At 63.4% G+C, this 12,753-nt stretch carries 12 protein-coding genes; 8 read left to right on the top strand and 4 right to left on the bottom strand.

Features of this window, described 5'->3' with window-relative positions:
- Positions 1 to 22: 22 nt before the first annotated feature.
- Complete coding sequence (locus NO934_RS02840; RefSeq protein ID WP_375143287.1) at positions 23 to 1,582, bottom strand: MFS transporter; 1,560 nt, start codon at positions 1,580 to 1,582, stop codon at positions 23 to 25.
- 36 nt (positions 1,583 to 1,618) lie between these two features.
- Between NO934_RS02840 and NO934_RS02835 the strand changes: the two genes are divergently transcribed.
- A complete protein-coding gene (locus NO934_RS02835; RefSeq protein ID WP_309162136.1) occupies positions 1,619 to 2,161 on the top strand; it encodes a TetR/AcrR family transcriptional regulator in 543 nt (180 codons plus the stop codon).
- A 113-nt stretch (positions 2,162 to 2,274) separates the two neighbouring features.
- On the opposite strand, the gene NO934_RS02830 is transcribed toward NO934_RS02835, so the two are convergent.
- Positions 2,275 to 2,643, bottom strand: coding sequence for a helix-turn-helix domain-containing protein (locus NO934_RS02830; protein ID WP_309162135.1), 369 nt, complete (start codon positions 2,641 to 2,643; stop codon positions 2,275 to 2,277).
- 174 nt (positions 2,644 to 2,817) lie between these two features.
- On the opposite strand from NO934_RS02830, the gene NO934_RS02825 reads away from it, so the two are divergent.
- The 4 genes from NO934_RS02825 to NO934_RS02810 all read left to right on the top strand — a co-directional run bounded on the left by NO934_RS02825 (position 2,818) and on the right by NO934_RS02810 (position 5,834).
- Positions 2,818 to 3,420 carry an NAD(P)H-dependent oxidoreductase gene (locus NO934_RS02825; RefSeq protein WP_309162134.1) on the top strand — a complete coding sequence of 201 codons (603 nt, stop codon included), beginning with the start codon at positions 2,818 to 2,820 and terminating at the stop codon, positions 3,418 to 3,420.
- Positions 3,421 to 3,500: 80 nt separating this feature from the next.
- A complete protein-coding gene (locus tag NO934_RS02820; protein WP_309162133.1) occupies positions 3,501 to 5,036 on the top strand; it encodes an MFS transporter in 1,536 nt (511 codons plus the stop codon).
- A 13-nt stretch (positions 5,037 to 5,049) separates the two neighbouring features.
- Positions 5,050 to 5,505 carry a redox-sensitive transcriptional activator SoxR gene (gene soxR / locus NO934_RS02815; protein WP_309162131.1) on the top strand — a complete coding sequence of 152 codons (456 nt, stop codon included), beginning with the start codon at positions 5,050 to 5,052 and terminating at the stop codon, positions 5,503 to 5,505.
- The gene (locus NO934_RS02810; protein ID WP_309162130.1) at positions 5,505 to 5,834 is read left to right on the top strand and encodes a cupin domain-containing protein; all 330 of its coding nucleotides are present in this window, start codon (positions 5,505 to 5,507) and stop codon (positions 5,832 to 5,834) included. Before soxR ends, NO934_RS02810 begins: the two co-directional genes overlap by 1 nt.
- A gap of 36 nt (positions 5,835 to 5,870) precedes the next feature.
- Here NO934_RS02810 and NO934_RS02805 read toward each other — a convergent pair whose 3' ends face one another.
- Both NO934_RS02805 and NO934_RS02800 read right to left on the bottom strand, forming a co-directional pair.
- Positions 5,871 to 7,904, bottom strand: a complete 2,034-nt coding sequence (locus tag NO934_RS02805) for a methyl-accepting chemotaxis protein (RefSeq protein WP_309162128.1) — start codon at positions 7,902 to 7,904, stop codon at positions 5,871 to 5,873.
- A gap of 272 nt (positions 7,905 to 8,176) precedes the next feature.
- The gene (locus NO934_RS02800) at positions 8,177 to 9,313 is read right to left on the bottom strand and encodes a GGDEF domain-containing protein (protein ID WP_309162126.1); all 1,137 of its coding nucleotides are present in this window, start codon (positions 9,311 to 9,313) and stop codon (positions 8,177 to 8,179) included.
- 253 nt (positions 9,314 to 9,566) lie between these two features.
- Between NO934_RS02800 and NO934_RS02795 the strand changes: the two genes are divergently transcribed.
- From NO934_RS02795 to NO934_RS02785, 3 genes are all read left to right on the top strand, one after another.
- A complete protein-coding gene (locus NO934_RS02795) occupies positions 9,567 to 10,208 on the top strand; it encodes a type VI secretion system-associated protein TagO (protein ID WP_309162124.1) in 642 nt (213 codons plus the stop codon).
- 139 nt (positions 10,209 to 10,347) lie between these two features.
- Positions 10,348 to 12,246 carry a glucose/sorbosone family PQQ-dependent dehydrogenase gene (locus NO934_RS02790; protein ID WP_309162122.1) on the top strand — a complete coding sequence of 633 codons (1,899 nt, stop codon included), beginning with the start codon at positions 10,348 to 10,350 and terminating at the stop codon, positions 12,244 to 12,246.
- A gap of 120 nt (positions 12,247 to 12,366) precedes the next feature.
- Positions 12,367 to 12,750 carry a VOC family protein gene (locus NO934_RS02785; protein ID WP_309162121.1) on the top strand — a complete coding sequence of 128 codons (384 nt, stop codon included), beginning with the start codon at positions 12,367 to 12,369 and terminating at the stop codon, positions 12,748 to 12,750.
- Positions 12,751 to 12,753: the final 3 nt, after the last annotated feature.

Here is a 12,753-nt window from a genome sequence, read left to right as displayed (position 1 = left end):
GGCGTTGCCAAGGCGCTGCCACTCAGTGAGCGGCAGCCGAGGCATTTGCGGCGCGATGGTTGCGTAGGGCGAGAAAGACGACGACCGCGAGCAGGGCGATGATCGCGGCGGCGGTGAGCAGCACGATGCCATGGGCATCGGAGAAGGCGGCGCGGCCGGCCTGGATCAGCAACTCGCCATCGGCGCCCAGGCGTTCGGCGGCGATCATGGTTTCGCCGATGGAATTGGCCGCGCCTGCCTCCACACGACCGGCCAGGACGGCGGGGATGCGTATGGCATTGGCGTAGACCGACGAGAGCAGGACCCCAAAAATGGAGATGCCGAGCCCGGCGCCCAATTCATAGCCGGTGCTTTCCAGCGCCCCGGCGGCACCGGCCTTTTCGGCCGGGGCGCCGCTCATGATGGCGATGGACGAGGCGGTAAGCCCAATGCTGAGTGCGAGGCCGAGCACAGCCATGAGCGCGATCACCTCCCAGCCGGGATTGTGAAAATCGCTCAGCCCCAAACCGGCAAGGCTTGCGCCGGCGACGAGCAGCGAGAGGGACGCCACCGGCCTTAGGCCCAGGGTGGCGGTGATGTAGCCGGCGATGGGACCGCCGATGGCGGTGGCGGCGACCAGCGGCATCATGAACAGGCCCGCTTGGAGCGGCGAATGGCCAACCACGAACTGGAGCTCCTGGGCAATGGTCAACTCGACACCGGCCAGCGCGCCGGAAACGACGATGGCCATGACGATGCCCATGGTGATGGCTGGCCGGGCGAAGAGCCCCAGATCCAGCATCGGCTGGCGCGAGCGCATCTGCTGGCGGGCGAACCAGCCGAGCAGGGCGAGACCGGCGGCAAGGCTGGCGAAGGTGACGAGCAGATCACCCGACGGCTTGAAGCCGGACTTGATGGCATAGACCGTGGCGATGAGGCCGGCGATCAGCACAAGGACCTGCCCGATGCTCCAGCGGCCCCGGCCTTGCGGCGCGGTGCGCGGCACCGTGAAATAGGCAAGCGGCCAGACCAGCAGCATGATCGGCACGTTGACGAGGAACACCGAGCCCCACCAGAAATGCTCGAGCAGGAACCCGCCGGTCAACGGACCGATGGCGGCGCCGGCGGCCCCGACTGTGCCCCACAGCCCGAAGGCGATGCCGCGCTCCTTCTCATCCTCGAAACTCTGGCGGATGATGGCGAGAATGTTGGGCATGATCATCGCGGCGCCGATCGCCAGGAAGACCCGTGCGCCGATGAGCGCTGCAGCCGAGGGCGCGAAGGCGGCGGTGGCGGAGGCGACTAGGAAGACGGCAAGGCCGGTGAGCAGCATGCGGCGGTGGCCGATGCGATCGGCCAGCGTGCCCATGGGGACGAGCAGACCGGCCATCACCAGCGGATAGATGTCGATGATCCACAGGATCTCCGTGCCGGTGGCGCCCAGCGCCAGGGTGAGGGAGGGAACGGCGATGTGCAGGATGGTCATATCGATGACCACCGGGATAAAGGCCAGCATCACGGCAAGGAGAACCAGCCATCGATTGCGGGGGGCAGACATGAGAACCTCTAAGCGGTAGCGATTTGCATTGTCGGACTGCGGGATATATAAAACCGTCCAGACGGATTGAAAAGAGGCGAAATGGGCAGAAAGCAGACAATCGACCGGGACGCATTGCTGGACGCGGCCGAACGCGTGGTGATGCGGGAGGGTGCGGGGCAGCTCACCATCGACGGGGTGGCGGCCGAGGCGGGGGTCTCCAAGGGTGGGGTCTTATACGCGTTTCCCACCAAGGACGCGCTGATCGACGCCATGTTCGGCCGCGTCTTCGCGGCGGGCGACAGGATCGCCGAGGCGGTGGTGGCGCGCTCGGGCGACACGCCCGAAGCCCGCATAAGCGGACATGTGGAGGCCAGCCGGGACGCCGCCGACACCATGACCGAGCGCAGCATCGCGCTGATCGTCAATTTCATGCGTTCGCCGCAATACCGGGCCAGCGCCAACGAATATTACGGCAAGCTGCTGGGGCAGCTCGATACGTCCACGCCGCGCGGACGGAAGGTGCGGCTGGCGCTCCTGGCCGCCGAGGGGGCGTTCCTTTTGCGTGGCTTCGATTTCCATCCCATCGGCGAGGACGAGTGGCGGGATATCCACGACGATATCCTCGACCTATTGCTGCGGTGAGTCGTGGGTTTGCATTGAGGCTGGTGGCTCTGGCCGGGGCTACCGCTGGATTCCGGGAGCAAGTCCCGTACTCCATCGGCAGGCTATTGATGAGGAGACTGTCGGTTTGGCCCTCAGGCTTGTTCGAACCTGGCCCTTGCCTCGGCAACGGCTGACTGGTTTTCGGCGGCCCAGTCGGCCAGCGCGTTGATCGGGCCGAGGAGGGATTTGCCCAGATCGGTGAGGCCGTAATCGACGCGAGGCGGGATGATGGGGGTGACGGTGCGCTCGACGATGCCGTCCTTTTCCAGCTCCCGCAGTACGGCGGTGAGCGATTTCTGGGTGATGTCGCCGATCTCGCGCTTGAGTTCGGAAAAGCGCATGGGGCGGATCGCCAGCATGGACACAACCAGGACGGCCCATTTGCTGCCAATGATGATGAGCAGGTCCCGTGCCGCGCGGCAGTCGGGATGTGCTCCGTCGAGATGGATCGGTTTCGCCAAGGATACCTCGGTATCGAAAAAGTGCCGTCTTGCGTCGGCGATTACATGCTGTACCTAGGGTTCAGTATCCAATCGATACCACAGTTGCCAACCGATACAAGCACTCATGGCGAGAGCAAAGATGAAAACGTGCCTGTTTGCGCGGGTGTGTTCGCTCGCGCCGGAAAGGACCAAATGACCGTAAATCTCAAGATCATCATCGGCAGCACGCGGCCCGGACGCGTCGGCCCGACAATCGCGCGCTGGGTGGAAGCGTTCGCTTCGGAACGGGAACAATTCGACGTCGAACTCGTCGATCTGGCGGAGGTCGGGCTGCCGCTGCTGGACGAAGCGGCAATACCGTTTTTCGGGCAGTACCAGCATGAGCATACCAAACGCTGGAGCACGATTGTTTCGCAGGCCGATGCGTTCGTCTTCGTCACACCTGAGTATAATTTTTTCCCGCCCGCCAGCCTTGTGAACGCCATCCAGGTGCTGCTGGCCGAATGGGGGCGCAAGCCGGCCGGGATCGTGAGCTATGGCGGGATCTCGGCCGGCTTGCGGTCGGCCCAGGCACTGCGCCAGCTTCTGGGCAACGTCAACGTGCACGCCCTGGCGCAGATGGTGCCGATTCCGAACTTTGCCGAGTTCATCGGGGAGGACGGGGTGTTCCGTCCCAACCAGCCGATGGAGGAAGGGGCCGCAGGCATGCTCGAGGAGCTTCATAAATGGGCGGCGGCCCTCAAGCCGTTGCGGCAGGCTGAGGCCGGGGACGGCGCCCATACCGAGGCGGCGTAGTGCTGCGATTGGAAACCGCTTGATCTCAAGTGGACTTGAACTTTTATAAGGCTGCTCCTTGGTAAAAACCGGAGCGCCTTATGTCCGTTACAGAACCAAATGAAACCCTCACCCAGCAGGAGCCGGACGCGCGCGCCTGGCTCGCGCTGGCTGTCCTCACCGTGCCGATCTTCATGGTCGCCATCGACATGTCGGTGCTGTTTCTGGCGCTGCCATCGATTGCCGCCGATCTGGCGCCCACGGCGACACAGCAACTCTGGACGCTCCATATCGGCGACCTCTTGAGTGCCTCGCTCGTCCTTACGGCGGGCACGCTGGCGGATCGGATCGGGCCGCGCCGGCTTTTGGCGATCGGCATGATCGCCTATGGCAGTTTTTCGCTGCTGGCGGCGTTTTCGCCCAACGCAGAGACCCTGATCCTGGCGCGCGGGCTGATCGGGATCGCCGCGGTCACCGTTGCGCCGGCAACCATGGTGCTGTTGCGCCATGCTTTCCCCACCGACCGGCAGTTCGCGACGGCAGTGGCGGTGTTCATGGCCGCGTTTTCGGGAGGCGCCGCATTCGGGCCGCCCATTGGCGGAGTGTTGCTCGAACATTTCTCCTGGGGCGCCATCTTCCTGGCCAACGTGCCCGTAAGCATCCTTGTCCTGGCGGCGATGCCGCTTCTGCCCGCGATCGGAACGGGCAAAGGCGGACCCATAGATCTCTTGAGTGTAGGCCTCTCGCTCGCGGCCATCGCGCTTCTGGTTTATGGATTGCAGGAAATGGCGGCGGCGGGTTTTGCCTGGTCCTACGCGCTGATGATCGCGACCGCGGTGTTGATCGGCGCGGTATTCGTGCGGCGGCAACTGAAGCTTTCCGAACCGATGTTCGACATGCGCCTTTTCGCCAATCCGGGCTTTGCGGCGGCGTTGACGATGCTGCTGCTGTTCCTGATGGCGCTGGGCGCCTGCTACATGCAGTTCGCGCAATACCTGCAATCGGTGCTGGGCTTTTCTCCGCTGGAGGCGGGAGTGCTGCTGACCATACCGGCAGCGCTGCAGGTCGCGTCGACGGTTCTGGCGCCGCGCCTGCTCGACTGGATGCGGCCGGCGACCGCCATTGCTGGCGGGGCGGTGCTCGCTCTTGCCGGCGCCATCATCGTTCTGGTCGGTATGTCGCTGCCGCGCGAGGTGGCGAGCGTGGTTCTGGTGCTGGGGGAATCGATAACCTCGGTGGGCGGCGGTCCGATCTTTGCGCTCAGCGCCGGAATCATCATCGCCAGCGCTCCCGTTAATCGCACGGGTGCGGCAAGCGGCGCGCAGGAGGTGGCGGGCAGCCTCGGCAATGCGCTGGGGTTGGCGGTGGGCGGGAGCCTGGCGGTGATCGTCTATCAGGCGTCGCTGACGGTCGGGCCGGACGCACGGGAAGCAATCGAAAGCGTGGGTCGGGCCGTGGCGCTGGCCCAAACCCTGCCCGGCGCCGAGGGACGGGCGTTGCTCCAAGCAGCGCGGCATGCCTTCACCGACGCCACCTGTACGGTCTATCTCTATGCCATAGTTCTCTATCTCGGCTTTATCGCCGTAACGTTGGGAGGGCTGCGAAACGTACGGCTCGACAACGCGCCGGCCGGTTGAAGGAGAGGGGAGCATGCCCGAAGACGTTCTCACCATCACCCAGGTTTCGCGGCGCTCCGGCGTCGCGGCCTCGGCGCTGCGCTATTATGAGGAACGCGGACTGATCGCCGCCGAACGCATCGGGAGCGGCAACCGCCGCTTTCCGCGCCATACCCTGCGGCGGCTGGCCTTCATTGTCTTCGCGCAAAAGCTCGGCATGACGCTCGACGAGATAAAGGCCGAACTCGACAAGCTGCCGACAGATCACGTTCCCACCGGCCGCGACTGGTCGCGGCTGTCCGAGCCCTGGACGTGCCGGATCGATGCGCAGATCGCCCAGCTCAAGCGCCTCAAGGAGGGGCTTTCCACCTGCATCGGCTGCGGCTGCCTGTCGCTCAAATCGTGCAAGGTGCTCAATCCCGACGATGCCGCATTCCAGGGCGGTTCCGGACCACGCTATTGGATCGAAGACCCTCGGGGAGAGCAATAATGTCCAAACTGCGCAAATTCACCGCCGATCGCCTTGATTGGCAGTCGTTTCCAGGCAAGGCCATTGCCATTGCCCAAGCGGTCGCCGAGGAGGACGGCGGTGACCTCAGCGCGTATTTTGCAAGGCTCGGCAAGGACGAAACCGCCGATCTGCCCGTCCCCTACGCTGAAATATGGGTGGTGATGAGCGGCGCGCTCACCCTCCACTCGGGCGGGGAGACGTTGACGGCCGGGGCGGGGGAGGTGCTTCACGTGCCGGCGGATACGCCGGGGGAGGTGGTGGTGGAGGCCGATACCGAGCTGGTCTGCGTGTCGGTGCCTGCCCATTGAAAAAGGGCGCCTCGTAGGCGCCCTTTAAAGGTTGGATCAGAACTCGGACCAGTCGTCGTCCTTGACGGCCGCGTTGCCGTGACTGAGGTAGGTCTTGGCGGCGGTGCGCACGTTCTGTTGCAGGCTCTTGGCGCCGGTGGCCGGAGCCGGTTCGGATTCGCCCTGGCGGCGGGTTTCGGTGAGCGTGAAGACATCGACCACACGGTCGAGTTCGACCGCCTGGCGTTCGGTCTGCTCGATCGAGGCGTTGATTTCTTCGACCAGCGCCGCGTTGTGCTGGGTCATCTCGTCCATCTGCCGGACCGCGACATTGACCTGCTCGATGGCGGCGGCCTGTTCCTGGCTGTCGCGGGCGATGCCGTCCATGAGTGCGTTGGTGGCGCGGATGGCTTCGAGCATTATCGAGAGCTTGCCGGCGGCTTCGGCCACGAGCTTGGTGCCGGCATTGACCTCCATGGCGCTCTGGTCGATCAGCGCCTTGACCTCGCTGGAGGCTTCCGCCGAGGACTGGGCGAGGCGCCGCACTTCCACGGCCACCACGGCAAAGCCCTTGCCCGCCTCACCGGCGCGCGCCGCTTCGACCGAAGCGTTGAGCGCCAGAAGATTGGTCTGGAAGGCGATGTCGTCGATCATCCCGATGATGTTGGAGATCTTGGCCGAAGAGGTGGTGATGCGCTCCATGGCGTGGTTGGCGTCGGTCATCACCTGGCCGCCTTCCTCGGCGGCACGGGAGACGGCGTTAGCCTTCTCGCTGGCATTGCCGGCCTTCTTGGCGTTGTCGACCACGGTGGTGGCGAGCTGCTCCATGGCGGCCGAGGTTTCCTCTATGGTCGCCGCTTGCTTGATGGTGCGCTCGGAGAGGTCGTTGGCGCCCGAGAGGATCTCGCTGGTCGCCAGTTTCAGGGCGTTGGAGGTCTCGCGGAGTTGGCCGACGATCTCGCCGAGCTTGTCGGCCACCGAGTTGATGTCGGATTTGAGCTTGGAGAAGGCGCCCTGATAGTTCCCTTCCATGCGGCGGGTTAGGTCGGTATTGGCGAGGGCGCCCAGAACCTGGCTGGTTTCGTCAAGGCCCTCATCGACGGTCTCGACCAGGGTGTTGACCGAGCCGGCGAGCGCGTTGAGCTCGGCATCGGGGAACTTGGCCGGAACGCGCTTGGAGAAATCGCCGGCGATGGCGGCATCGACAACATCGCCGAAAGCCTGCTGCAGCTCGGCCATCATTTCGGTGCGGGCCTTCTGGTCGGCGATGATGCGGGCGGCTTCGGCCTCGGTCATCTCGGCGACCTTCTTGCCGTTCTCACGGAACACCTCGACGGCACGGGCCATGGTGCCCAGTTCGTCGGCACGACCGGTGCCGGTCACTTCCACGTCGAACTGGTTGTCGGCGATCTGGACCATCTGGGCGTTGAGCGCGTTGATGGGCTTTGTGAGGCTGCGCGAGAGTAGCCAGCCGGCAACCGAGAGGAAGGCGATGATCGCAATGGCGATGCCGCCGCTCGTGATCACGTTGTTGGTGTAAATCGCGTCGATGTCGGTCTGGAGGACGCCGGTGCCGATGGCCCATTCCCAGGGCGCGTAATTCTGCACATAGGTGAGCTTGTCCACTTCACCGATCTCGCCGTTGCCGGAGAAACCGAAGGTTGTGAAGATCGAGCCGTTGAGACGGGCGCCGTCGGTATATTCCTCGATGAACCGCTTGCCGTTGGAATCGGTGCGGTCGCGCATGTTGGTGTCCACGACGTCGGGGTTCTGGTTGACCACCATGATGTAGTCGTGGGTCACGGCGAAGACGTAGTCATCGCCCGAATAGTTGATCGCGGTCAGAGCGGCCTTGGCCTGCGTCTGGGCCTCCTCGAGCGTCAATTCGCCGGATTGGACACGGGCGTTGAAGCTATCGAGCATGGAAACGCTCGCCTGGACGACGCTCTGGATCTCCTGCTTTTTAAGCTCGATCAGATTGCGGTGGGTGCTGGAAAGCTGGAAGCTCGCAAGTGCGACGAGGCCGACGACAAACATTACGAGCAAAAACGACATGCGGCGGCCGATGCTGCCGGTGACGATCTTGAGCATAGTCAAACTCTATAAATGAGCCGTATGGCTCCGAACGAAGATTAGAGTTCGACCGATGGCCTCGGACGACGATATCGACCGAAGCTGGCCCGCCGAACCCCGCGAGCCTCCCCCGCGACGCAACGTGGAGCAACTTCGTTAAATTAAAGACAAGGCAACCGGCACAATGGTGCTGAAGGCGTAGCTAAAGCGTGTCCAGCAAAAAGCATGTCCTCGGCTTGGCCGGGAATGGGAACGGTTCTGCGGTTCGGACACGCGACAAGTCCTCGCTTCTAGGCGCTCAGCGCCAGCGCGGCATGATTGCTGCGCTTGATGCCGAACATGCGCTCATCGGCCCGCTCGAGACTCTCCGGCAAGCTCAACCGGCCACCGGGGCGCCATTCGGTGATGCCCACGCTCGCCGATACCGGTACGTCCCGACCTTTCCACTTGAGAGGCGTAGCGGCAAGGGTGTCTGTGAACCGTTGGGCGATCCGTACCGCCTCGCTGCGGTCGATATCGGGAAGCAGGGCGCAGAACTCGTCGCCTCCTAGCCGGGCAAGGATGTCATCGGCGCGCAAAAGGTCTCGGGTGAGATTGGCGATATGGATCAGGGCGGCGTCGCCTGCTGCATGGCCGTACCGGTCGTTGATCGACTTGAACTTGTCCAGATCGATCATCATCAGCACCGCGCCGGTGTTCGTGTGCCGCGCCGATTTCTCGCAGATCAACATTTTTTCGCGCAGGCCGCGCCGGTTGGGCAGGCCGGTCAGATCGTCGCTGGTGGCGAGCTTGATGAGGTTCGATCTCATCTGATCGACCACCATGAGAAGGAAGCCCAGATGCCAGATGCTGCCGCCGATGATGGCGCAAACCAGAAACCAAGCGGCGAAATCATAATAGGAGTCCGTCGAAAGCAGGCCGAAAAGGCGCAACGTATTGGAAACCGCTTCCCCACTTTGCCCGAGGATGGCGATCGCCGGGGCTGCGATAGCCACGCTTGCTCCCGCCGAACCCCTGCCATGACGCCAGAGGGTGGCGACCGCCATCGCCAGCGGGACGATTTGGCTGATCGCGGCGATGATGTTGATCGTGATCTGGCTGTATCCGAATGCGGCCAAGGCGGCCCATGTGGTTGCAAGAACTGCGCCGACCACGGCGGCGCTGAAGCGCCGGCCGTAAAAGACCTCGAGTCCCTGCCACATGATGGCAAAGCTGCCGGCGACGAGGGCCAAGCCCATGTTGGCCAGGCCGCCCGCACCTCCCAGAAAGAGTAATGGCCCGCTGCAGCAACTCATCAGCAATCCGGCGAGCCAATAGCGGGCGGCCTTTATGGAAGGATGTTTGTAAGCGAAGAGCAGCCAAACGACGGCAAAGCTTGCCGAGTTGAGCAGGATGATGACGTACAGGGTAACGAAGTCGAGTTGCATGCTGTGCCGGAATCCAATTCCTTGTCCCGGTCCGATAACCGAGGGGCGCGGAGCGATCGCCTGATTGGAGTACAACCGATCTGGCGAGCAGAACCCTAACGGCAAGCGTAAGCTTTTATCTAAGTGCGAAACGGGGGCAGAGGAATGCACGCCGGCTGCCACGGTGAACGCAAACAACATCGTGAAACTGTATGGACTTGGGCCGCCCCGGCCATCACATTGTGGGCAATGCAAAAAGTGGGAGCGTGAGAGTATGGCGGGACGACGGCTGGTCGCAACTTTGATGGCGCTGACGGGAGCAGTGGCGCCCATGGCGGCAATTGCCCAGCCTTCGCCCGAGCGCTGCGCGGCCATCGGGCCGGCCACCGAACGGCTGGCATGCTATGATTCCCTGTTCCGGTCCGATCAGTTCACGGGAGGGGACGAGGCCGAGGATACGCCCGCCCAGGGCATGTGGGCGAGCGGGGTGGAAGTGTCCCAGATCGAGGGGACGGAGCTGCCCTTTGCCACACTGCAATCGGAACAGCTTATCCCGGCCATGCCGCGCGGGCGGGCGCCGGCGCGGCTGACGATCCTTTGCCAGGACGATGCGCCGGTGGTTCAGTTCGCCTTTGCCGGCCAGTTCATGGGCACGCCCACCTCTCAGAGCGGGACGATCACGCTGCAGTACGACCGCCAGCCGCCGCGCAGCCAATCGCTTCAATTGAGCCCCGACCGCATGGCGATCGGGTTCTACGAGCCGGACGCGGCGCGGGCGGTGATCGACCAATTGCTGCAGACCGAAAGGCTCTATGTGCGCGCCACGCCCCAGGCCCAGCGGTCGGTGACCATCAGCTTTCTGATGGAAGGAATCGAGGCAGCGATCGAGCCGGTGCGGGACGCCTGCGGGGTATAAGATTGCTTCACATTAGTTTGACAGTGCGTCTATAAGATTCAGGAACACCGAACGGTTCGGCGGCGTTACAACGCAAACGCCGTTGCTCCGCAGCGGCGATTCCTCACAGACCAAATCCATTTTCGATAGGAGATTGCTCATGGCGGCGCGGTACAAATCAGACGCGGGCCGGGCTTCGATTGCACGGATCATTGCCGGGAGCGCCCTCGCGGCCGCTCTCATGCTCTCAACGAGTCTCGCAACGGCGCAGGTGACGCCGGTCGAGGTTCCCCAGGGGCAGAACGACCTCTTCTCCTCTCGCGTTTTGACCACTGCCTTGTCAAACCCCTGGGCAATGCGCTGGGGGCCCGATGACCAGATCTGGGTGACCGAGCGCACCAGCGGGGAAGTGACGCGGATCGATCCGACGACCGGCGCACAGCAGCTTCTTCTCACCATCGAGGACGTCTACACCGGTCCGCAGCACGAGGGCCTGCTCGGCCTGGCGCTGCACCCCGAACTGCTCCAGGACACCGGCAACGATTATATCTACCTGTCCTATACGGTGAACAACGGCACCGCCGAGGAACCCGATCCTTCCGCGCAGATCGTGCGCTATACCTGGGATAACACTCTCCAGCAGCTCGTCGACCCGCAGATCGTGATCGAGGGTCTGCCGGCCTGGAACGACCACAATGCCGGGCGCGTCGTGATCGGGCCTGACATGAAGCTCTATTATTCGATCGGTGAGCAGGGCGCCAATTTCGGCCGCAATCTGCGCCGTCCGAACATGGCTCAGGTTCTGCCGACCGCCGAAGAGGTCGAAGCCCAGGATTGGCACACCTATTCGGGCAAGATCCTGCGTATGGAACTCGACGGTTCGATCCCCGAGGACAATCCCGAGATCGAGGGCGTCCAGAGCCATGTCTATAGCTATGGTCACCGCAACCCGCAGGGCATCAACTTCGGGCCGGACGGCACGCTCTATGAAGTCGAGCATGGCCCGGCGTCGGACGACGAGTTCAACATCATCCAGCCGGGCGGCAATTATGGCTGGCCCAATGTCGCCGGGTTCATCGACGACCAGGCCTATACCTATATCAACTGGAGCGAGGCGCCCGAAGGCGTGGACACCAACACCGATCCGCTGCCCGACGATGTGCCGCAATTCGCCGAAAGCGATTTCGAGGGCGAGATGGTCGATCCGATCGCAACCTATTTCACAGTCGAGGATGGGTATGAGTTCGGCCAGATCTGCGGCTATATCTGCGATCCCACCGTCGCGCCCTCCTCGGTGCTCTATTATGAGGCCGGGGAAGACGGCATTGCCGAATGGGACAATTCGATCCTGATCCCGACTTTGAAGCACGGCACGCTCTATGTGCAGCACCTGACCGAAGACGGCCAGGAAGCCGATGGGCTGCCCGAAGCCTGGCTTTCGACCCAGAACCGTTATCGTGACGTCATCGTTTCGCCCGACGGGCGCACGGTGTTCATCGCGACCGACGCCTTCGGTTCGGCGGCCCAGAAGTTCGGCGAAGGGCTCAACACTTCGGTGCTGCACAACCCCGGCTCGATCCTGATGTTCACCTATGGTGAAGAGGGCGGTTCGCTGGGCGTGACCACGGGCAACGATGCGGGCGCCACGGCGACCGGCGGTGGCGAGAACGTGCAGGAATGGGAAGATCCCAACACCGGCAACGAAGCGCCTGCCGAAGGCGAAGAGGCCGCTGGCGACGAAGCTGCCGCTGCTGGCGTGACCGAAGAGTCCGATGTGACCGAGGTCGCCAATCTCGGCGCTCCGAAATACGCCGCCAACTGCGCCATGTGCCACGGCCCTGCTGGCCAGGGCGGCGCGGGCGCGGTGCTCGCCGGCAATGGCGAACTGGCCGATGCCGAATTCGTCGCCAACACGATCGTCCACGGTTTTGGCTACATGCCGGCTTTCGGCAATCAGCTCAGCGACGACGACATCGCCCAGATCGGCACCTTCATCCGCAACAATTGGGGCAATGATTTCGGTGTTCTGACCACTGAACAGGTTGCTGCCGCGCGCTGATCGCTGCGAAGATATTGAGAACAGGAGAGAGGCGGGAGCGTATCCCGCCTTTTTTTGGTGCGGTGTCGGAACTGGGGGTGCCGGTGCGTCCTTGTGGGGTCAAGCACAAGGAGAACCATCATGAGTACACTCAAGGACAAGGCCTCCTCCGCCATGGTCGCCGTCAGCGATATCGACCGGGCCAAGGCGTTCTACAGCGACACGCTGGGACTCGAACTCGAAGAGGACGGTATGGGCGGCGTGCTGGTCTACAGGACCGGCTCGACCCATCTGCTGGTCTATCCGTCCGACTTCGCGGGGACCAACAAGGCCAATGCGGTGGTGTGGGATTGCGGCGAGGATATCGAAGCGATCGTTGCCGATCTGCGCGGCAAGGGCGTGCGCTTTGAGCACTACCCGGAGATGGGCGCCGACTATGCCGATGGCATCCACCAGACCGACAATTTCCGCATGGCCTGGTTCAAGGACCCGGACGGCAACATCCTGCATTTGAACAGCGCCTGAGGG

It is taken from the genome of Pelagibacterium sp. H642, assembly GCF_031202855.1.
In the GTDB taxonomy this organism is placed as follows: domain Bacteria; phylum Pseudomonadota; class Alphaproteobacteria; order Rhizobiales; family Devosiaceae; genus Pelagibacterium.
Note: the sequence above shows the minus strand (reverse complement) of the source record. Positions and strands in the feature narration are given on the sequence as shown.

Coding starts and splice junctions, on each gene's coding strand:
- NO934_RS02835 (WP_309162136.1), top strand. CDS start 1,619: ATGGGCAGAAAGCAGACAATCGACCGGGACGCATTGCTGGACGCGGCC.
- soxR (WP_309162131.1), top strand. CDS start 5,050: ATGCCCGAAGACGTTCTCACCATCACCCAGGTTTCGCGGCGCTCCGGC.
- NO934_RS02795 (WP_309162124.1), top strand. CDS start 9,567: ATGGCGGGACGACGGCTGGTCGCAACTTTGATGGCGCTGACGGGAGCA.
- NO934_RS02810 (WP_309162130.1), top strand. CDS start 5,505: ATGTCCAAACTGCGCAAATTCACCGCCGATCGCCTTGATTGGCAGTCG.
- NO934_RS02805 (WP_309162128.1), bottom strand. CDS start 7,904: ATGCTCAAGATCGTCACCGGCAGCATCGGCCGCCGCATGTCGTTTTTG.
- NO934_RS02825 (WP_309162134.1), top strand. CDS start 2,818: ATGACCGTAAATCTCAAGATCATCATCGGCAGCACGCGGCCCGGACGC.
- NO934_RS02785 (WP_309162121.1), top strand. CDS start 12,367: ATGAGTACACTCAAGGACAAGGCCTCCTCCGCCATGGTCGCCGTCAGC.
- NO934_RS02800 (WP_309162126.1), bottom strand. CDS start 9,313: ATGCAACTCGACTTCGTTACCCTGTACGTCATCATCCTGCTCAACTCG.
- NO934_RS02820 (WP_309162133.1), top strand. CDS start 3,501: ATGTCCGTTACAGAACCAAATGAAACCCTCACCCAGCAGGAGCCGGAC.
- NO934_RS02790 (WP_309162122.1), top strand. CDS start 10,348: ATGGCGGCGCGGTACAAATCAGACGCGGGCCGGGCTTCGATTGCACGG.